The organism is Bradyrhizobium sp. USDA 4510 (assembly GCF_054059095.1).
The window spans coordinates 1,839,640-1,860,313 of record NZ_JBSSBT010000001.1 but is presented as its reverse complement, the minus strand read 5'-3'; the positions used below and the strand labels follow the sequence as shown (position 1 = coordinate 1,860,313).

Here is a 20,674-nt window from a genome sequence, read left to right as displayed (position 1 = left end):
ATTGTCGCCTTGCCTTGGCGCGAATTGACGCGTCCGCCGATCCGTTGTTGGTATCCCGCCAACAGCAACAAACAACCGGGCAGGAAACCATGAGCAAATCCACCACAATCAAAAGCGTCGAGACGCTCGCCTGCGATGCCGGCTGGCGGAATTATCACTTCGTCAAGGTGACGACGACGGACGGGCTGGTCGGCTGGAGCGAATATGACGAGGGCTTCGGCGCGCCCGGCGTGACGGCGGCGATCGAGCGGCTGTCGGCGCGGGTGGTCGGCAAGAACGCGTTCGAGCACGAGCGGATCCATGTCGAGCTGTTCGCCGCGACGCGCCCTGCCGCCGGCGGCGTGGTGGCGCTGGCGCTCGGGGCGATCGAGAACGCGCTGCTCGACGTCAAGGCCAAGGCGCTCGGCGTGCCCTGCTACGACCTGCTCGGCGGCAAGATCCGCGACCGCGTGCGGGTCTACTGGTCGCATTGCGCGACCTGGCGCATCAATCATCCCGACTGGTACAAGCCGGCGATCACTGATCTCGACGGCGTCAAGGCGATCGGGGCCGAAGTGCGCGAGAAGAAATTCACGGCGATGAAGACCAACATCTTCGTCTATACCGACGGCAAGCCGCAAGGCTGGCGCCCCGGCTTCGGCTCGCCATTCCAGCCCGAGATCAATATCGACCGCACCGTGCTGCGCAATCTCTGCATGCACCTGGAGGCGATCCGCGACGGCGCGGGGCCGGATGTCGATCTCCTGCTCGACCTCAACTTCAACGCCAAGACCGAGGGCTATCTCAAGATCCTGCGCGCGATCGAGAAGATGGACATGTTCTGGGTCGAGATCGACACCTTCAACCCGCAGGCGCTCGGCTACATCCGCCGCCAGAGCCCGCACCCGATCTCATCCTGCGAGACGCTGCTCGGCCTGCGCGAGTTCCTGCCCTATTTCACCGAGCAGGCGATGGACGTCGCGATCATCGACACGCCGTGGAACGGGGTCTGGCAGTCGATGAAGGTCGCCGCCGCCGCCGAGCATTTCGAGGTCAACGTCGCGCCGCATAATTTCTACGGCCACCTCTGCACCATGATGAACGCGCATTTCTGCGCCGCGGTGCCGAACCTGCGCATCATGGAGACGGACATCGATCGCCTGGCCTGGGACCACGAGCTGTTCACCCACGTGCCTGAATTCGTCGACGGCCATCTGGTGATCCCGGATCGCCCGGGCTGGGGCACCGAGCCGAACGAGGAAGGCCTGCGCGCGCACCCGCCGAAGAACAAGGGCGGGCTGCTGAATTATGGATTGAAGAAGTAGGCGTTTGTTGCGCCGGCCCACACCCCATCGTCGTCCCGGCGAAGGTCGGGACCCATAACCACCGCTGCCTGGTGTGTAAGGGATTATCGCCCCAGCAGAGCAAAACAATGCGCAGTTGGGGTAATGGGTCCCGGCCCCCCGTGCGCAATTGCGCACTAGGCCGGGACGACGCATGACCCAACTCAACGGCCCTCAATTATCCTCGCGCACCGCCGTGAACGCGCTGTCGATCACGTCGCCGATCGGCTGCCAGGCATTGCCGTCGAACTGCACCAGCCGCATCTGCTTGATCGGGCGGAAGTCCTTCGGTCCGGTGTTGATCACGATCCCGGGCAGCGCGATCGGGCTCTGGTAATCCTTCAGCGACGCGGCCTGCCGCATGATGTTCTCGCGCGACAGATCGTCGCCGCACTGGCGCAGCACCTGCATCAGCGTATCGGCGGCGGCGTAGCCGAACACGGCGTAGATGTCGTCCTTGTCGCCGTCGGGATAATACTTGTCCATGAAGGCGAGCCACGCCTTGATCTGCGGATCGTCCTTCCAGGAGGCATCGCCGGCATCCTTGAGGAACGAGGTCGAGATCACGCCGAGCGAATTCTGCAGGCCTGCCGGCCGCAAGGCGCTGGCGATCGAGGCCGACGCATTGTCGAGGATGAACACCGGATGCCAGTCGAGGTCCGCGGCGACGCGGATCGCGCGCGCCGCGATCGCCGGCGCGCCGTCGAACACCAGGATGTCGGCGCCGGAGTTCTTCAAAATTCCGATCTGGTTCTGGATCGCGGTCTCCGATGCATCGAAGGCGAGATCGGCGACGATCATGCCGGCGGTGTCGCCGAGCCCCTCCTGCAATCCCTTGAACAGGTCGCGGCCGAACTGGTCGTTCTGCCAGAGCACCGCGATCTTGCGCGAGGGATAGGCGGCCTGGATGTAATTGGCGTAGATCCGCCCCTCGGCGCGGAAGGTCGGCTGCCAGCCCATGGTCCAGGGAAAGGTCGCAGGATGCGCCCATGCCTCGTCGCCGGAAGCGACGAACAGCTGCGGGACCTTGTTCTCGTTGAGGTACTTCCGGACCGCGAGGTTGCTCGGCGTGCCGAACGAGCCGAACATCAACAGCACATCCTGCTTCTCGACGAGATCGCGGGTCTGCTCCATCGCGATCTTCGGATTGGAGCTGTCATCGACCGAGACGAACCTGACCTTGCGGCCGTTGATGCCGCCATGCTCGTTGACCATGTCGAAATAGGCCGCCTCCGCCCGCCCGATGGTCGCGAACGCGGCGAGCGGCCCGGTATAGGGCATGACGTTGCCGATGCGGATCTCGTTGCCGGCCGCCGCCGTCTGCGCCAGCTGCGCGCGCAACGGCGCCGCCGCGAGGACAGCTGCGAGGACGAGGGATATCGAAAGCGCAGTTTGTCTTTTTGTTTGCATCAACATCGCCACAAACGCGCCGGCACCAGGCCGGCGCTCCTCCCGAGCGAGCGGAGTTTATCGCCCAAGCCAATGCCGGAAAAATGAAATGTTGATGGCGGAGGCAGGCCTTCTTTCACCTCCCCCGCAAGCGCAGGGCAATCGCATATGGCAGCGAAAAGCTTGGCGGCGCTATTTCCACATCGTCATGGCCGGGCTTGTCCCGGCCATCCACGTCTTTTTCGCGCGGAAACCAAGACGTGGATGCCCGGCACAAGGCCGGGCATGACGAGTCTGTGGAGGGATCGAGCGCACATGCGATAGCCCTGCCCGCAAGCGGGAGAGGGAGTGCAGTTCCGACTTGACGATCAGCGCAATATTATATCGAGCCAGCCCAGCGGGTTGACCGCGACGCGGTCGCCGCTGTCGACCAGGACGGTCGTGGTTTCGGCCTCAATGATCGCGGGACCGGCCAGCGCTTGGGCCGGCCCGAGATCGTCGAGCGCGTAGACCGGCACCTCGCGCCAGGCACCGAACCAGGCCTGCCGCTTGCCGCGCGGCGCGCAGGGCGCAGCCGAGCTGGCCTTTCCGGCATCACTGCTGCCGCGCGCCACCTTGCCGACGGCGGCAACTCGGGCGTTGACGAACACCACCTCCTGCCCGCGCGAGGCATAGGTGTAGAGCTCCTCGTGGCGGCGATGGAAGCGTTCCTCGATCTGCGCCACCAGGTCGGCGGCGCCGAGATCGAGCTCGCCGAGCGGCACGTCGATCTCGAACACCTGCTCGCCGTAGCGCATCTCGGCCGAGCGCTCGATGCCGATATCGCCCTTGAACCAGTCGCGCAGCCGCCCCGCCGCCTGCTCTTCCAGCCCGGCGAACAAGGCGCGAACCTCGTCGGCGGAAATCCGGCCGGTGCCGTAATGGGTGCGGCTGACCTCGTAGCGCAGATCGCTGGTCAGCATGCCCCAGGCCGAAAGCACAGAGGCGACCGTCGGCACGATGATGCGCTTGATCTCGAGCTCGCGCGCGACCTCGGCGGCGTGCATGCCGGCGGCGCCGCCGAAGCTGAGCAGCGCGAATTTGCGCGGATCGACGCCGCGGCGCAAGGTCATCAGGCGGATGCCGTCGGCCATCTTCAGATTGATCATCTTGTAGATGCCGGCGGCGGCCTCGATCCGCGACAGCTCGAGCGCTGCGGCGATCCGGTCCACCGCGGCTTCCGACGCCGCACGGTCGAGCGGCCGCGCGCCGCCCATGAAGGCGGCGGCGTCGAGATAACCGAGCACGACATTGGCATCGGTGACGGTGGCAGCCGTGCCGCCATTGCCGTAGCAGGCCGGTCCCGGCACCGAGCCCGCGCTCTCCGGCCCGACCCGCAGCGTGCGGCCGCCGTCGACGCTCGCGATCGAGCCGCCGCCGGCGGCGATGCTGGCGATGTCGAGGCTGCGCAGCGCGATGCGTTGGCCGGCGAGCATGCCATCCGCCGACAGCGAGGCCTGGCCATCTGCGATCAGCGAGATGTCGGTCGAGGTGCCGCCCATGTCGAACGGCACGAGATCGGGGATCCCGAGCATCTCGGCGCAGCGGCGGCTGCCGGAGATGCCGCCGGCCGGCCCCGACAGCACCGTGCCCGCGGCGAGCCGCGAGGCTTCCTCCACCGGCGCCATGCCGCCATGCGACAGCACGACGAACAGCGAGCCCTTGAAGCCCGCCTCATGCAGGCTACGCTCCAGATTGGTGAGATAGCGTCGCACCGTCGGCGCGACATAAGCGTTCACGATTGTGGTCGAGACACGCTCATATTCCTTGATCTGCGGCAGTACGTCGCTCGAGCGCGACACGCTGACGTCGGGCAGCTCCTTCGCCAGTTGCTCGACGGCGGCAAGCTCATGCGCCGGGTTGAGATAGGCATGCAGAAAGCAGACCGCGACGGAATTCGCACCCGAACGTTTCACTTCCGCGATGACGTCGCCGAGCGCGGCGGCATCGAGCGCAACCGCAGCGCTGCCGTCGGCCTTCAGCCGCTCGCGCGCGCCAAAGCGGCGCTCGCGCGGCACCAGCGGCTCGGGCGGCGGCGTGCGCAGATCGTAGCGGTCCGGCTTCAACCCCTCGCGCATCTCGACGACGTCGCGATGACCTTCGGTGGTCAGCAGCGCAACTTTGGCGCCCTTGCGCTCGAGCAGCGCATTGGTCGCAACCGTCGTGCCGTGCACCAGGCGATCGGTCGCGGCGAGCATCGCCGCGCGCGTCACGCCGAGGCGGCGCGCCAGCTCTTCCAGTCCCGCCATCACGCCGATCGACTGATCGGCCGGCGTGGACGGCGATTTCGCGAACACGGTGCGCCCGCTTTGATCCGTCGCAACCAGGTCGGTGTAAGTGCCGCCGACGTCGACCCCAATCGTATACATCGCTGCCCTACACCGCTTTCGAAACCAAACCTTGCGCAAGATCGCGCGCCCGCGCTTCCGCCGAGCGCTTCTCGGGTGGACCCCAGCCGCCGCCGCCGGAGGACCGGATCTCGAGGCAGTCGCCGGGGCGCAGCTCGATGCCGACTTCCTTCGTCTTCAACACGCGCGGCGCGCGGCCTTCCGAGAGCAGCCGGTAATGATGCGGCTCGCCGTCCTTGCCGCCGAGCATGCCGCAGGGACCATGGCGCGCGCCGTCGCCGGCGGTGTTGCCCTTGGCCGGCTTCTGCGTCTCCAGCACCATGTCGAGCGCGACGCCAAGCCCGCCGCGATGCTGGCCGTCGCCGCCGGAGTCCGGCCGGAATTCGTGCTGGCGGAAATGCAGGGGAAAGCGCACCTCGGCCACCTCGATGCTGCCGAATTTGAGACCGCCGACCGAGTGCCATTCGCCGATCGACGAATAACCGTCGCCGCCCGGCGAGGCGCCGCCGCCGGGCCGAGCCTGGAACATGTGCCAGATGAAATTGCGTCCGTTGCGCGGGTCCTCGCCCTGGATCGCGATGCGGAAGCGGCGCCCCCACCCGCCCATGACGCGATCTGGACAGGACGCCGACATCGCCTTGATGATGGCTTCAACGATCTCGTTGGAGGGATGGCTGGTGCACAAGGTGACGGGACGGCCGGGATCGGCCCAGACAATCGTGCCCTGCTTCGCCACCACCTTCAGCGGCCGCAGCGCGCCGGTGTTCTTCGGAATGTCGGCGTCGATCAGATAGGCAAAGGCCATCGCGACCGCTGCCTGCATGTTGGCGTGTGACGAATTGACGAAACTGGTCGACTGCGGATCGGAGCCGGTGAGATCGACCTCGATGTCGCTGCCCTTCTTGGTCACCTTGGCGGCGATCTTGATGTCGGTGCGGCCGTGGCCGTCATCGTCGAGCAGAGCTTCGCCGTAGAACACGCCGTCCTTCCAGGCGGACACCACGGCGCGGGTCTGCTGCTCGGTCGCATCGAGAATGGCCTCGATCGCGGCTTCGACCGTCTCCGCGCCGAACTCGCTGAACAGTTTTGCGACACGGCGCTCGCCGAGATGCGCAGCGCCCAGCATCGCGGCGAGGTCGCCGCGGAATTCCCTGGGGTTGCGGATGTTCAAAGCCAGCAGGTCGAGCAGATCCTCGCGCGGCTTGCCGGCCTCGTAGAGCTTGATCGGCGGAATGCGGATGCCTTCCTGATAGATCTCGGTGGCGGCTGGATTGTAGGCGCCGTGGGTGGCGCCGCCGATATCGCTCTGATGCGCGCGCACGATGGTCCAGAGCAGCCGCTTGCCACCGTCGAACACCGGCACGAAGGCAGTGAGATCGGGCAGATGGCTGCCGCCCTGGTAGGGATCGTTGAGCAGGATGACGTCGCCGGGCGCGACATCCTTGAAGCGCTCCTCGACCGCCAGCGTCGCCCAGGGCAAGGCGCCGACATGAACCGGAATGTGGTCGGCCTGCGCGATCAGCCGCCCGTTGGTGTCGCAGATCGCCAGCGAGAAATCGCGGCTGGAATTGAGGATCTGCGAATACGAGGTGCGAAGCATGGCTTCGCCCATCTCCTTCACGATCGACGACAGGCGGTGCTGGACGACGGAGCGGGTGATCGGATCGATCTTGGCGGACATTTTGGCCTTCTTGGCGCGAGGATTTGCGCAGGGAGGATGGTGGAACCGGTCGATCGAAACCGGAATTCCTTCTTATAGCCAGTGGCTTGCGGATCGCAAATCGGCTGCCCCGGCCGAAACGGATCATTCCGGCGATCAGCAAGTCGTGATCGACAAGAATCTGCCTGACGACGGAATAGAACTCACGCTGCTGCGTCCCACCCATGCAAGCCGGCCCAAGCCCGTAACCGCTCGGGCCTCCCCGACAACTCCCAGGGTGAACGCAAATGCTTCCTCGATTCCTTAAGTCCGGCCTTGCGCCGCTCGCCGGCGCCGCCCTGCTTGCTTTTGCAGCTGCGGCGGCTGCTTTCGCGCATGACGACCATCATCCGGTCCAGACCGGGCAGACGGCCGAAGAGAGCGCCTTCCTTGCTGAAAACGATACCGCGATGACCAAGATGATGAATGACATGGCGGCCAAGCCGAGCGGCGACATCGACCGCGACTTCGTCGCGATGATGCAGCCGCATCATCAGGGCGCGATCGACATGGCCGTGATCGAGCTCCGCTACGGCAAGAACGAGCAGCTGCGCCGGATCGCGCAGGAAATCATCGTCGAGCAGCAGCAGGAGATCGACGCCATGAAGCTCGCGATCGGAGATCCGGTTACGGCGTCCGCGCCCGCCCCAACACAGCAGACCCCGGCGCCTGCCGCTCACGATCATATGAACATGTCCCACGGAATGAAGAACTAGGAGCCTCAAACGATGAACCGTCAAATCCTCAAGAGCCTGCTGGCCACGACCGTGCTGGCGATGTCGAGCCCTGCTTTCGCCGGACAGGCGCCGGGCGCTGCGTCCGCGCCCGACATTCCGGTCAGCCGTCACGATCGCGTCTACGCCGCCGAGCAGTTCTCCAACACGGTGTCGGTCACCGACCCGGCCGACAACAAGCTGCTCGGCGTGATCCGGCTCGGCGACCCGCAGCCGGGCAATTTCAGCCCGCTCTACAAGGGCCAGGTGCTGGTCCACGGCATGGGCTATTCGCCCGACCACCGCACCCTCGCGGTGGTCTCGATCGGTTCGAACTCGGTGAGCTTCATCGACACGGCAACCAACGCGGTCAAGCACGTCACCTATATCGGGCGGTCACCGCACGAGGCGTTCTTCACGCCCGACGGCAAGGAAGTATGGGTCACCGTGCGCGGCGAGAATTACATCTCGGTCATCGACGCGCAGAGCTTCAAGGAAACGACGCGCATCGAGGTGCCCGCGGGACCCGGCATGCAGATCTTCTCGCCCGACGGCAAGTACGGCTACATCTGTTCGTCGTTCAATCCGGAGACCGACGTGGTCTCGGTCGCAGACCATCAGATCGTCGCCAAGGTGAAGCAGGAAAGCCCGTTCTGCCCGAACATCGCGGCGTCGCCCGATGGCGACCAGGTCTGGTTCACGCTGAAGGATGTCGGCAGGACGCAGGTGTTCAACGCCAAGCCGCCGTTCAACCTGATCAAGACCATCGACAGCGGCCCGATCACCAACCACGTCAATTTCGCCAGGACCTCAAAGGGGACCTTCGCCTATGTGACCATCGGCGGCACCAACGAGGTCAAGGTGTTCCGAACCGACGATTTCTCGCAAGTCGCGACCATCCCCGTCGGCAATCTGCCGCACGGCGTCTGGCCGTCCGGCGACGGCACGCGAGTCTATGTCGGTCTCGAAAATGCCGACGCGCTGGCCGCGATCGACACCGCGACCAACAAGGTGATCGCCAATATCCCGATCGGCCAGGCGCCGCAGGCGATCGTCTATGTGCCGAACGCCGCGCCAAATCCGGAAGATCGCCAGAACCTGCAGGCCCTCGGCGTCGCCGGCCAGGCCGCTCACCTCGCGCTCGCACCGAAAAAGCAAGCCAAGGGCGAGAAGCCGCCGACCAGCGTATCGCTGTTCGATCAAGGCCTGATCCAGGTGCTGCAGGCTTCCGTGACCGGGCTCGAGCCGAAGCAGCGCTACGTGCTGGGATTGGCCGAACACGCTGACGGTGGCGGCATGGTGGAGCCGCTGGCAGCCTTCATGACCAATCCGGCCGGCTCCGCGATCGTCAACGCGGCCGGTCCGATCCGGCAGATCGTGCAGAGCGCGGCCAGGGCGGAGCGACGCTACCTCGTCATCGCAGCCGGCGAGCCGGCGAAACTCGGCGCGGTCGTGCAGGTACAAGCGCCATGAGCGACATGCTGCACCTGGTCGAGCCGCTGATACCTGCCTTGCGGCGTTATGCGCGGGCCCTGGTCCGCGATCACGCCGCGGCCGACGACCTGGTGCAGGACTGCCTGGAACGCGCCGTCATCCACTGGGAGCAGCGGCGGTCGGACAATCCGCGCCCGTGGCTGTTCGCGATCCTGCATAATCTCGCCATCAACCAGTTTCGCCGCGCAACGGTGCGCGGCGTTCATGTCGCGATCGACGAAACAAACGAGGGTTCGTTCGGCCAGGAAGCGGCGCAGGAGCACAAGGTGATGTATCGCGACGTCATGGCGAAGCTCACCAGGCTTCCGCATGACCAGCGTGCGGTGCTGCTGCTCGTCGGCGTTGAGGATTTGTCCTACGCCGATGCCGCGAAGGTGCTTGGGGTGCCCATTGGCACGGTGATGTCACGCCTCGCGCGCGCCCGCGAGCGGCTGCATCACGAACTGGAGGGGACTCCCGGCGACCGGGATCATAATGTCGTGCAATTGCGGAACAAGACATGAGTAACCGACCCATTACAGAAGACGATCTGCACGCCTATGTCGATCGCGCGCTCGAGCCGGAACGCGAGGCCGAGGTCCGTGCCTATCTGGACAAGCATCCGGACGTGGCCAAGCGCATCGCCGCCTACTCCGATGAGCGTAACCTCTTGCGATCGGCGCTGCTGCCGATCGCCGAGGAGCCGCTGCCGCCGCGGCTCAACCTCGCCAGGATGATCGAGAGCCCACGCCGCCGCCCCTCGTCGTTGCGCTGGGCCATCGCAGCGATGCTGATGCTCTCGATCGGCGGCCTCGGTGGATGGATGATCCGTGGCGCGACACAGACACCGGTCGGCGGAATTGTGGCGCTCGCCGAGGAAGCCAGCGATTCCTACAGAGTGTACGCCTCCGATCGCACGCGGCCGGTCGAGCTGCGCGACAGCACCGAGCTTGTGCAATGGGTCTCCAACCGGTTGCATCAACCGGTGAAGCTGCCGGATCTCACCAAGTCGGGATATCGCTTAATGGGCGGACGGGTAGTGCCGACCGCACATGGTCCTGCGGCCATGTTCATGTACGACGACGATCGCGGCGAGCGGCTTGTGGTTCTCACCCGCCCGATGACGTCAGACCAGAACGCGCCGATGGCCGCGCATTCGGGTGGCGATGTCGCGGGCTTCTCGTGGGCTGACGGCGGTACGGGCTACTCCCTGGTGGGGCCGCGCGGGGGCGATTCCCTGCGGCCGCTTGCCAACGAGATTCGCAAGCAGGCGCAGACGATCTGATCGGAACGGCGCGCTAAAGCATGATCCGGAAAAGTGCGAAGCGGTTTTCCGAAAAGATCATGCTCAAACAAAGAGCCAAGGCGCGATGACGTTTCAACCCAATCTCATCGCGCTTTAGGGCCTGGTGTAGATCAGGAACAGCACGGTCCCGATCACCAGCGCGCCGGCGATGAACAGCAGCACCGCAGGCAGCCCGAACAGCGCCGCGACGCCGGCGGTGCTCGATTGCAGCAGCGCTGCGCCAAGGAAGAACGCGAGATTGACCGAGGACAGCGCCTTGCCGGTGTTCTGTGCGGCGACAAGCTGCCGCGTCATGCCGTAGATCAGCGGCTGCGCCGACGTCGCGAGCCCGATCAGGATTAACAGCACCAAGTCATATTGCGTCGGCATCACGGCAACCCCGAAGAGGTTCGAGACCGGGAAATGCGGCGCACCGGCCGCCATCAAGACGAGCAGCAGCGCGGCGATGGCGTGCGTCACCGCCACCATGGCACGGCGGTGCCCGAACTTGCGATCGAAAGCGCCGATGCAGGCTGGGCCGACGATCATCGCCAGCGTGAACAGGCCGAGCACATTGCCGGCCTCGATCCGGCTCAGCCCTTTCTCGTCCATCAGCCACGGGCCGCCCCACAAGCCGCGCAAGGTCAGCGACGCGCCGAGCGACACCAGCGACAGCGCGATCAGACCACGCAGGCCACGCGACATGCCGAGCCGCAGCACCTCGGCCATCTGGTGCAGCGGCGAGGAATCATCCGCATGCGCCGCCGGCTGCCGCGGCACCAGCGCGAACACCGCGATCAGCACGACAATGCCGAAGCCGGCCGAAACCCAGAAACCGGCGCGCCAGCCGAACTGATCGACCACGAACGCCAGCGGGCTTGCCGACAGCAGCATGCCGATATTGCCGATTGAGAGGATCAGGCCGGACCACAGGCCGAATTTCGCCGCCGACATCTGTTTCGCCGCGAGCGTCATCGGGCACATCAGCATGCCCGAAGTGGCGACGCCGAGCATGAGCTGGCCGAGCACAAAGCTCGCAGGCCCCGTCGCCAGCGCCGAGACCAGCGTTCCGATCACGGTACCGGCGAGCAGGCTCAGCGACACCGGCCGCACGCCGAAACGATCCATCGCGGCGCCGACCGGGATTTGCGAGGCAGCAAAGGAGAAATGATAGATCGAGGTGAGGCTCGCGAGCGCCTGCGGCGAGGTGCCGAAATCCGACGCCATCAGATCGAGGCTGATCGCCGGGATGGTCCGCAGCAGCGTCGACAGCATGTGGCCGGAGGCCAATGCCAGAAGTGCAAGCACCAGGGCGCGGAACCCGATCCCCGCCTCTTCCTTCGTCACCACGCCGTCCACGAATCGCCTCTTCCCCGAGCGGTTTGGCGACGGGCGTAACATTATTGGGCGGAGGGTGCCAATCGGTTAGCCCTCTCCCCGTTCTTCACGGGGTCGAGACGAGCGAAGCTCGCTCTAAAGGGTTGGGTGAGGGGCTGCACCCGCGAACACGGTGACAATTGGATGTGCGGAGACTCCCCCTCACCCGGAACGCATCTAACGATGCGTTCCGACCTCTCCCCGCACGCGCAGGGGTGTCCGGGGAATGATTCACTGTGTCGCGGTGCATGCTCGGCAGGACCGAGGCAAATCGGTCTTTTCTGGTTGTCGAGACACAGAGGGCCGAGCATGCGATATCGCGGTAGCATTTTTGGAAGGCTGCTTGAACCGATCAATCGACGGCAGTTTCAGACGGTTGTGGATCGTCTGGACGGGGATGCCTACGACAAGTCGTTCAGGAGCTGGGATCATCTGGTGGCGCTGATCTATGCCCAGCTTAGCGGCAACAGCAGTCTGCGCGGGGTGGTGACTGGCTTCAACGCCAATTCGCAGCATCACTATCACTTGGGAACCGGCAAGCTGTCGCGCTCGACGTTGTCCGATGCCAATGCCCGCCGTCCGATCGGCATTTTCGCGCAAACCTTTGCGGCGCTGTCGGCGATGGCGCGTCGCCAGCTGCGGAGTGAAGGCATGGAGATGGTGCGTCTGATCGACGCCAGTCCGATCCCGCTCGGCAAGGTCTGCAGTTGGGCGACGTGGAACGGCCGCATCCGCGGCATGAAGCTGCATGTCGTCTACGACCCAAGGAGCGATGTCCCGACCTGCGTCGAGATGACGGCCGCGAACGTCAATGACATCGAGATCGGCCGACAGACCCCAATCCAGCCCGCCACCACCTATGTGTTTGACAAGGGCTATTGCCGTTTCGACTGGTGGCAGAAGATCAATGATAGCAAGGCTTTCTTCGTTACCCGGGCGAAGACGAGCATCCGTCTTCGCTCGCTCAGGCATCGCGCCATCCGCAAGCGTAACGGGGATGACTTCGAAATCCTTGCCGATGACGAGGTGAAGCTCATCAGCAAGGGCGATTCGCGCCTTCCAATCCCGCTCCGCCGCATCAAGATCAGACGCGAGAAAGGCGGCAAGATCACACTCCTAACCAACGACCTTGCCCGTAGCGCCGTCGAGATCGCCGCCCTCTACAAGAGCCGATGGCAAATCGAGCTGCTGTTCCGCTGGATCAAGCAGCATCTCGATATTCGCAAGTTCCTCGGCGCCAACGACAACGCGATCCGCCTTCAGGTGCTCGCTGCGATGATTGCCTACCTGCTGCTGCGCATCGCCGCTCACACCAACTGCATCAAAATGCTCCCGCTCAGGTTCGCCGAACTCGTCGGCCAGCTCCTGCTCACGCGTCGATCCCTCGCTGCCATCGACAAACCTCCGCCCATCAACCCCAGCCGTCGGAAATCAACCATCTCACCTGACCAGATGGAGCTCCGCTATGCCTGAATTTCCCCGGACACCCCTGCCGCACGCGGGGCGAGGTGACTTCACTGCTTATGGAACACCAGCGTGCGCAGCTCGATGCTCTCGCGCGGCGCGGCATCCGCCGGCGTGGTCGGATCGACGAAGGCGGTATGCGGCCCGAACCGCGTGCGACCGTCGGTCGCCGAGTCGTAGCATTTCAGCAGGATCGCCTCGTCCGGCGTCATCTCGGGAATGTAGAACCAGCGGTGGTTCGGATTGTACTTCACCGAGTAGGTCTCGCCGCTGCGGTTCGGATAGATCAGGTCCGAAGAAATCAAATCCTCCGGCGCGACCGTGGTGCCGTCGGCCATCGCCAGCGGTGAATCCCGCAGGGGACCGCGGATCGGGCGCCACAGATTGATCACCTGGACGCGGCCCTTGACCAGCTGCTCGGCCTCGTCGGGCAGGTGCTCGAACACCCGGTTGCGGCCGGAGACGGCGGTCTGGTCGACATGAACACGGGTCGCGGGCTGGCGCGGACCACCGCCGCGGATGTCAGCCGCGCCCTCGACGCGCTTGCGCACGGTGTGATCAAAGATGAAGACACGATCTGCCTTCAGCGTCGCCTTCAGGAAGGCTTCGACGGCGGGATAGTAGACGTTGCGGACTTCGTTCTCGTCGTAATAGTCCTTGACGCTGGTCGGATGCTTGACCAGCGCAAAGCCCTCGCGATCGAGCGAGAAGCTGTCGGCGATCAAACGCCCGTCAAATATCGGAACATTGTGGGCTTCGGGCAGCGCGGTGGATTTGGGTTCGCCGGGCGGCGGATCGAAGGCGTAGGTCCGGGGCTTGCCCGGCGTCGGCGCGAGATAATTCAGTTCAGCGGTCACAAACGGCAGCGACTCGATGCGAGTTTGTTGAAGGCCCATGGTGATCTCCCGGACTCGATTGTTCGTGCTTTTGATCTTGGCGGCGCCGGGCGGGGTGGCAAGGTCGTGGCGAAAATAGCAACGTTGCGGTTTTGGAATGTGCCAAACGGGGAAAATCCTTGCCGCGCGGCAGCCGGCGGACGAATGGATGTTTTGAATCACGGGTTCGTTAGCGGTGCAATAGTGCGGAGCTGAATCGCTTCCGCGCAGACGGTCCACATCTCCCGCCTGCAGGGCCGCCGCAGGTGCGCCGGCAAAATATCGAAAACAACCCCATGCAAAGGACCTCGCGGCTGCCGGCCTTCGACAGGGCAGCTTGACACGTCGGGCAAATCAGGGATATTTTTCCAATATTCCGAAATCGTGCGAGCACCCGCCGTCCTGGCGAAAGCCAGGACGACGCTGAATGTTTGGTGTCGCTTGCAAATTGCCTACAGTCCCGCGCCCTTCCCGACGGCCGCACCAAACGAGCGGTCGACGATGTCGGCGGCGTTGATCTTCTGCCGGATCAGGCCCCAGCGGTCGTAGAGGTCGATGGTCTTCTGCTCGTCGGCGACCACGCTGTCGTCGATCGGCGCGATGCGGATCTTGGCCCGCGTCAGCCAGTTCACCGCCACCGCGGGCGGGATGTTCATCAGCCTGCCCCAGGTCGCAGCGTAGCCCTCGACATTGTTCTGCGACCATGCGCGCGCCGCGGCGAGGCGACGCACGAAATCCTCGAGCTCGGCGCGCTTGCCCTTGATCGCATCGGGCGTTGCGACCTGGAAGCCGAGGCCGGGCGTGATGCCGTCAGCCGTGATGACGCGGCGCGACTTGAACAGCACCTCTTCCTGGCTCACATAAGGCTCCCAGGTCGACCAGGCGTCGACCGAACCTTGCGTGTAGGCGACCTTGGCATCCGACGGCGCGAGGAACACGATCTGCACGTCGTTCGCCTGCCAACCCCTGGATTCCAGCGCCGCCAGGATCAGCTGATGGCCGATCGAGCCGCGGCCGGTTGCGATCTTCTTGCCGCGCAGATCGTCGAAGCTCTTGATCGCGGAGTTCTCCGGCACCACGACCGCGAGCCCGTCGCGCGACTGCCGCACCGCGGCGATCGCCTTGACCGGAATTTTGGCGGCCGCCGCGAAGGTGAACGGCGCGTCGCCGACCAGCCCGGTATCGATCGCGCCTGCGCCCAGGGCCTCCAGCAGCGGCGCGGCTGCGGCGAACTCCTTCCACTCGATCTTGTAGGGAACGTCCTTGAGCACACCGGCCGCTTCCATCACGGCCTGCGAATTGCCCTTCTGGTCGCCGACGCGCAGCGTGGTCTGCGCGAAGGCCGCGTCGACGGCGACGAGCGCAAGCACTGCCGCAACAATGAGACGGATCATTCGGCGGCAATCCCTCGCTGCTGGTCGCGCGCTTCGATCAGCTTGCGGGTCAGCGGGATCAGCGCCCGGCCATAATCGATCGCATCGACCAGCGGGTCGAAGCCGCGGATCAGGAAGTGGCTGACGCCGAGATCGTAATAATCGCCGAATACCTCGGCGACCTGCTCGGGTGTGCCGACCAGCGCGGTGGTATTGCTGTTGGCGCCCGTCAGTTTGGCGATCTCGGTCCACAGCCGCTTGTCGATGCGCGTACCCTGATCGGCGAGCGCCAGCAGCCGCTTGGCGCCGTCGGTCGCGTGGTTGGGACGGCGATAGCCGGTCTGGTCCTGCAGCGCGGTGGCGCGCTCGAGGATATGTTCCGCCTTCTTCCACGCCTTCTCTTCGGTGTCGGCGAGGATCGGCCGCACCGACAGACTGAAGCGCGGCGTCGGCCTTCCGTGCCTGGCCGCGGCGGCGCGCACCCGCGCGGTGACATCGCGCACCTGCGCGTAGGACTCGCCCCACAGCGCGAAAGTATCGGCGTGCTTGCCCGCGACCTCGACCGCGGCGTCCGAGCCGCCGCCGACGAAGGTGTAGATGCCGCCCTTCCGCAACGGCTTCACCTGCGAGAAGCCGTTCTCGACGTTGTAATACTTGCCGCTGTAGTTGAACGGCTTCTCGCTGGTCCACTCCAGCCGCACCACGTCGAGGAATTCGCTGGTGCGGGCGTAGCGCTCGTCCTTGTCGTCGAGCGTGTTGCCGTCCTGGCGCAGCTCGATGGCGTTGCCGCCCGTGATGACGTGCAGCGAGACGCGGCCGCCGTAGAACTGATCCAGCGTCGCGAGCTGGCGCGCCAGCAGCGTCGGCGCGGTGAAGCCCGGTCGCTGCGCGATCATCACCTTGAGCTGTTTGGTGATGGTCAGGACATGCTGCGCGACCTGCAACGCATCCGGCGTGGTGGAATGGAACGCCAGCAGCGCGCGATCGAATCCGGCGAGCTCATGCGCCTTGGCCACTGTCTCGATATAGGGCGGATCGAGCACCGGGCCTGAGCGGACGATGGTCTCGGAGGCATTGTTGTTGGTGATGAAGCCGATGAACTCGACCGGCATGACGGGAACTCCGTTGTTGTTGGCTATCGTTTTCAGACGCCCAGCGCGGAGCGTCCGGCGGAGACACGGGTGGCATCGTCTTGCGGGGTATGGACGCGGCCGCACAGCACGTCACGGTAATGCCGCTCCAGCGGATTGGTTCGCGACAGGCCGTGATTGCTGGTCAGCGACAAGGCATCCTCCACCACTGCCGCGGCGTTATTTGTCACCGTCAGCTTGATGATGTTAGACTCGATCGCGGACAGCGGGAAGCCGTTATCGAAATCGGTCGCGAAGCTGTCGATCAGGCGGGCATTGACCGCAAGCCGCGCCTCGATCGCACCGACGACCTCCTGCATCCGTGGCAAGGTCGCGAGCGGCGCGCCGAGATTGGCGGGCACCCGCTCCTTCAGGAATTTGACCAGCCAGTCGCGGGCCGCGCGGGCGATGCCGTCATAGATCGCGGCGACGAAGATCGCATGCACGGTCGCCTGGGTGACGTCAGGAACCTTCCAGTCGTCGGGCGTGCGCACGTCGATCTCGTAATCCAGCGGAAACACGACGTCGTCGAAGATCACGGTGTGGCTGCCGCTGGCGCGCAGGCCGAGATGGTCCCAGGTCTCCTCGATCCGCGTTCCCGGCAGACCGGCGGGAACCAGAAACAAGCCGACACGGGTCTCCGGCTCATCGGTCTTCGCCCAGACCGAATACCATTTCAGGATCGGCGCGCCGGTCGAATAGATCTTCTTGCCGGTCAGCCGCCAGCCGGTCTCGGTGCGGCGCGCCGTCGTCGCCGGCAGGCCACCGCGCGCGGGCGAGCCGAGCTCGGGCTCGACGCGCAATGCATTGATCAGCGCCACGCCCTCGACCGTCTCCTTGGCGAGCTTGCGCGACAGCCGGCCCGGCCAACGCGTGCTGCGCGCCATCACCAGATGCTGGATGTAATGCATCGACAGCACCAGCGCGGTCGACGGATCGGCCTTGCCGATGATGCCGAGCACGCGCGTGGCGTCGCGGGCGCCCGCTCCGCCGCCGCCGAGCGCCGCCGGCACGGTCAGCGCCAGCAGGCCTTCGCGGGAGAGATCGACGAAATTCTCGAAGGGAAAACTGGCGTCGCGGTCGTGCGCCGGCGCACGCGCTGCAAAGACGTCGGCGAGCCGCAACGCGCGCGCGATGTGCTCCGGCCCGTCCGCCGGATGCAGCTCCCTCGCCGCAGATCTCACCATGTCGCCTCCAGTCCGAGCAGGCCGAGAATCTGCTTGCGCAGCTCAGCCAGATAAGGATCGCCGCGATGCCGCGGATACGGCCGGGCGACAGCGATGTCCGCCTTGATCCGCGCCGGCCGATCGGAGAGCACGATGACGCGGTTGGCGAGCACCAGCGCCTCCTCGACGTCATGGGTGACCAACAGCGTGGTGAAGCCTTTGCGCTGCCACAGCGCGACGAGTTCTGACTGCATGGCGATCCGCGTCAGCGAATCGAGCTTGCCGAGCGGCTCATCGAGCACCAGGATCTTCGGATCGTTGACCAGCGCGCGCGCCAGCGCCACGCGCTGCGCCATGCCGCCGGACAGCTGGTGCGGATAAGCGTTGCGGAACGAGGACAGGCCGACCAGCTCGATGACGTCATCGACGCGGTGGCGCTGCGCCTTCAGAATGCCCTGCGCTTCGAGGCCAAGCGCAACATTGTCCCACACCGTGCGCCACGGAAACAGCGTCGGGTCCTGGAACACGACAACCCGCGACGGATGCGGTCCGGCGATGCGGACTTCATCCTCGCGCAGCGTGCCCGCGCGCGGCTTCTCCAGCCCGGCCACCAGCCGCAGCAAGGTCGACTTGCCGCAGCCGGACGGGCCGAGCAGCGCGACGAACTCGCCCGGCGCGATCGCGAGGTTGACATTGTCGAGCACCGGCAGCGTGGCGCCATCGATATCGAAGGCGTGGCTGACGCCTTCGATATCGAGCTCGGCGCCGACCGCCGGATAGGTGATCGCCTCAGCTGCGGACTGCGCTACCATTTGACGACGCCCTTCTGCCAGACCAGCAGGCGGTCGCGGGTGCGGAACAAGAGCGTGATCGCGCCGGAGCAGAGCAGCGACATCACGATCAGCGCCGCATACATGTTGGCATACGCCGCCCAGCCCTGCGCCCATTGCAGGTACCAGCCGAGCCCGGCCTTGACGCCGATCATCTCGGCGACGACGAGCACCGCGAAGGACGAGCCGAGCCCCATGAACAGGCCGACGAACACATGCGGCAGCGCGGCGGGGATCGCGACCTTCAGCACCAGGAATGACGGTTTTGCGCCGAGCGTGCGCGCGACATCGTAATAGGCGCTGCTGACGCTCGCGACGCCCGACCAGGTCAGGACCGTCACCGGAAAGCCGGTGGCGAGCGCGATCAGGAAGGTCGAGGCGCTCCAGCTCGACGGAAAGGTGAAGAAAGCGATCGGCAGCCAGGCGGTGGCCGGCAGCGGACCGATGAAGCGCAGCACCGGATGCACCCAGTAACCGATCTTCTGCGACCAGCCGATCGAGACACCGGTGATAAAGCCGACGGTTGCGCCGATAATGTAGCCGCCGAGCTGCAGCTTGATCGAGGCGAACACGCTATCGAGCAGTTTCGGCAGATCGTCGGTATAGACCTCGAGGATCGACTGCGGCGGCGGGAAGAACGGCAGCGGCAGCCAGGCGAACTTTGCGGTGGCCACCTCCCACAACGTCACGAAGGCGCCGAATGCCACCAGCCATGGCGCGCGCTTGCGCAACGCCTGCCCGGCGCCGCCGAGATAATCCGCGCTGAATGTGCCGAACAGGATGAACGCGGCGATGACGATCGCGCCGATGCCGAGCGATCCGGTCCGCGACCAGTCGCCGACATCGGGCCAATAAAGGCAGGAGAGGCCAAAGGCGAGCCAGACGAGGCTCGCCGCAAGGCCGACACCGTAACTGCCGGAGAGGTTCGAGAACGTGACCGCCGCACGCGGCGCGGCCGCGGCCGTCGCGTCAGACACTGAATACGTCGACATAGATCCGCTCCGCGAATTTGGCCGTGTCGGTGCTCTGCTTGAACACCTGCACCGTCTTGAGGTCGTCGGCGTAGCCCTTCAGCTCGCGCTTGAGCACCTCGCCGGTCGGATGATGGTGATGGGTGTGGTAGCGCGCCATTGCCTCGAGATCGGCGAGGCTCGCCGCCTTCGGCGCATAGGGCTGGAACGACTTCGCCGCCTTGTCCGGGTTCTGCGAGGTGAACATCGCGGCGTCGAGCAGCGCCTGGGTGATGGCGCGCGCGACTTGAGGCTCCTCGCGCACCAGGCTGCCGCGCAGGCCGACGATGCAGCAGCTCTTGTCGCGATATTCGCCGTCGAGGTTGGAGGCGACCTCCTTGTACTGCGCATCCTTCAGCCAGAGATAGGCCAGCGGGTCCGACGACAGGAAGGCCTGCACCTCGCCCTTCTCGACCGCGACGTTCAGGAGATTGCCGGGATAGGCGCGCCAGTCGACGTCCCTGATCGGGTCGATGCCGAGCTTGGCCAGCTGGATTGAGAAGAAATTCTTGTCGGGACCTGCGAGATCGCCGACCGCGACGATCTTGCCCTTGAGATCGGCGAGCTTGTCGACCCCGGAATTGGTGCGGGTCAGGACGCGCATGCAGCCGCCATGGGTGCCGGCGGCGATCTTGACGTCAAAGCCCTGCTCCAGCGGCTTCAGCCAGCGCAGCGCCATGCCGAGACCGGCGTCGCTCTTGCCGGTGGCGATCGCCTCCAGCAGCTGGTCGGTCGAGCCCGAATAGTTGACCAGCTCGACGTCGAGATTCTGCTTCTGGAAGAAGCCGTGGTCGATCGCGACCGGCAGCGGCGCAAGGCAGACCGCGCCGGCGTTCCAGGACAGCTTCAGCTTGCGCGGCGCGCCGGTCAAAGCCGGTGCATCGGATGCGGTCTTGCAGACCGGGAATTCCGAGAAGTCGATCGCCGGCGTGATCGCCCGTGGCGCGAAGGCCTGCGCACTATACGCCCCGATCGGCGCGGCAAAGGCCGCGGCGGCGCCCGCACGCAGCAATGTGCGGCGATCCATCACCGTCTTCTTGTTATCCGTCGACATCTTCACTCCTGCATTTCGGCAAGGCTCCGCCCCGCGCGCAAAACGTCTCCGTTTGAACGCCCCGTCGTTCGAAGCACATGGTTCAGAAAAAAGCGGATTTCTCCGGCGCGATTGCACTCAAAGCAAC

The 20,674-nt window shown here is 65.3% G+C and carries 17 protein-coding genes; 6 read left to right on the top strand and 11 right to left on the bottom strand.

The features are described 5' to 3' along the window. The first annotated feature begins 89 nt into the window (after positions 1-89). Positions 90-1,304 (top strand): mandelate racemase/muconate lactonizing enzyme family protein, encoded by a 1,215-nt coding sequence (locus ACVMDN_RS08275; RefSeq protein ID WP_076824326.1) that lies wholly within the window; start codon positions 90-92, stop codon positions 1,302-1,304. Between the two features lie 192 nt (positions 1,305-1,496). Here ACVMDN_RS08275 and ACVMDN_RS08270 read toward each other — a convergent pair whose 3' ends face one another. From ACVMDN_RS08270 to ACVMDN_RS08260, 3 genes are all read right to left on the bottom strand, one after another. Next, on the bottom strand, positions 1,497-2,732 hold the full coding sequence (locus ACVMDN_RS08270) for an ABC transporter substrate-binding protein (protein ID WP_168858915.1): 1,236 nt from the start codon (positions 2,730-2,732) through the stop codon (positions 1,497-1,499). Positions 2,733-3,079: 347 nt separating this feature from the next. Next, positions 3,080-5,119, bottom strand: a complete 2,040-nt coding sequence (locus tag ACVMDN_RS08265) for a hydantoinase/oxoprolinase family protein (protein WP_168858916.1) — start codon at positions 5,117-5,119, stop codon at positions 3,080-3,082. 7 nt (positions 5,120-5,126) lie between these two features. After that, complete coding sequence (locus ACVMDN_RS08260; RefSeq protein WP_168858917.1) at positions 5,127-6,779, bottom strand: hydantoinase B/oxoprolinase family protein; 1,653 nt, start codon at positions 6,777-6,779, stop codon at positions 5,127-5,129. Positions 6,780-7,045: 266 nt separating this feature from the next. Between ACVMDN_RS08260 and ACVMDN_RS08255 the strand changes: the two genes are divergently transcribed. From ACVMDN_RS08255 to ACVMDN_RS08240, 4 genes are read left to right on the top strand one after another with little or no spacing between them, the layout of a single operon-like run. Then, positions 7,046-7,513, top strand: a complete 468-nt coding sequence (locus tag ACVMDN_RS08255; protein ID WP_057015145.1) for a DUF305 domain-containing protein — start codon at positions 7,046-7,048, stop codon at positions 7,511-7,513. A 12-nt stretch (positions 7,514-7,525) separates the two neighbouring features. Continuing rightward, positions 7,526-8,983, top strand: coding sequence for a YncE family protein (locus ACVMDN_RS08250; RefSeq protein WP_168858918.1), 1,458 nt, complete (start codon positions 7,526-7,528; stop codon positions 8,981-8,983). Continuing rightward, positions 8,980-9,507: an RNA polymerase sigma factor gene (locus ACVMDN_RS08245; RefSeq protein ID WP_057015143.1), complete on the top strand. Its 528-nt coding sequence runs from the start codon at positions 8,980-8,982 to the stop codon at positions 9,505-9,507. The genes ACVMDN_RS08250 and ACVMDN_RS08245 overlap by 4 nt, the downstream gene beginning before the upstream one ends. Then, complete coding sequence (locus tag ACVMDN_RS08240; protein ID WP_168858919.1) at positions 9,504-10,268, top strand: anti-sigma factor family protein; 765 nt, start codon at positions 9,504-9,506, stop codon at positions 10,266-10,268. The genes ACVMDN_RS08245 and ACVMDN_RS08240 overlap by 4 nt, the downstream gene beginning before the upstream one ends. 114 nt (positions 10,269-10,382) lie before the next feature. Here the strand turns inward: ACVMDN_RS08240 and ACVMDN_RS08235 are convergent, their stop codons facing one another. Continuing rightward, positions 10,383-11,618, bottom strand: coding sequence for an MFS transporter (locus ACVMDN_RS08235; protein ID WP_076824329.1), 1,236 nt, complete (start codon positions 11,616-11,618; stop codon positions 10,383-10,385). A 336-nt stretch (positions 11,619-11,954) separates the two neighbouring features. On the opposite strand from ACVMDN_RS08235, the gene ACVMDN_RS08230 reads away from it, so the two are divergent. After that, positions 11,955-13,118 carry an IS4 family transposase gene (locus ACVMDN_RS08230; protein WP_456834807.1) on the top strand — a complete coding sequence of 388 codons (1,164 nt, stop codon included), beginning with the start codon at positions 11,955-11,957 and terminating at the stop codon, positions 13,116-13,118. Between the two features lie 41 nt (positions 13,119-13,159). On the opposite strand, the gene ACVMDN_RS08225 is transcribed toward ACVMDN_RS08230, so the two are convergent. From ACVMDN_RS08225 to ACVMDN_RS08195, 7 genes are all read right to left on the bottom strand, one after another. Continuing rightward, positions 13,160-14,005, bottom strand: coding sequence for a CmcJ/NvfI family oxidoreductase (locus ACVMDN_RS08225; RefSeq protein WP_168859349.1), 846 nt, complete (start codon positions 14,003-14,005; stop codon positions 13,160-13,162). A gap of 431 nt (positions 14,006-14,436) precedes the next feature. Continuing rightward, a complete protein-coding gene (locus ACVMDN_RS08220) occupies positions 14,437-15,378 on the bottom strand; it encodes an ABC transporter substrate-binding protein (protein ID WP_141340950.1) in 942 nt (313 codons plus the stop codon). Further along, on the bottom strand, positions 15,375-16,469 hold the full coding sequence (locus tag ACVMDN_RS08215; protein ID WP_456835357.1) for an LLM class flavin-dependent oxidoreductase: 1,095 nt from the start codon (positions 16,467-16,469) through the stop codon (positions 15,375-15,377). Before ACVMDN_RS08215 ends, ACVMDN_RS08220 begins: the two co-directional genes overlap by 4 nt. 32 nt (positions 16,470-16,501) lie before the next feature. Next, positions 16,502-17,674: an acyl-CoA dehydrogenase family protein gene (locus ACVMDN_RS08210; RefSeq protein WP_057015137.1), complete on the bottom strand. Its 1,173-nt coding sequence runs from the start codon at positions 17,672-17,674 to the stop codon at positions 16,502-16,504. Continuing rightward, positions 17,668-18,465 (bottom strand): ABC transporter ATP-binding protein, encoded by a 798-nt coding sequence (locus tag ACVMDN_RS08205; protein WP_229193070.1) that lies wholly within the window; start codon positions 18,463-18,465, stop codon positions 17,668-17,670. The genes ACVMDN_RS08210 and ACVMDN_RS08205 overlap by 7 nt, the downstream gene beginning before the upstream one ends. Next, the gene (locus tag ACVMDN_RS08200) at positions 18,459-19,475 is read right to left on the bottom strand and encodes an ABC transporter permease (RefSeq protein WP_141340949.1); all 1,017 of its coding nucleotides are present in this window, start codon (positions 19,473-19,475) and stop codon (positions 18,459-18,461) included. Before ACVMDN_RS08200 ends, ACVMDN_RS08205 begins: the two co-directional genes overlap by 7 nt. Continuing rightward, positions 19,453-20,547, bottom strand: a complete 1,095-nt coding sequence (locus ACVMDN_RS08195; RefSeq protein WP_057015157.1) for an ABC transporter substrate-binding protein — start codon at positions 20,545-20,547, stop codon at positions 19,453-19,455. Before ACVMDN_RS08195 ends, ACVMDN_RS08200 begins: the two co-directional genes overlap by 23 nt. Positions 20,548-20,674 lie beyond the last annotated feature (127 nt).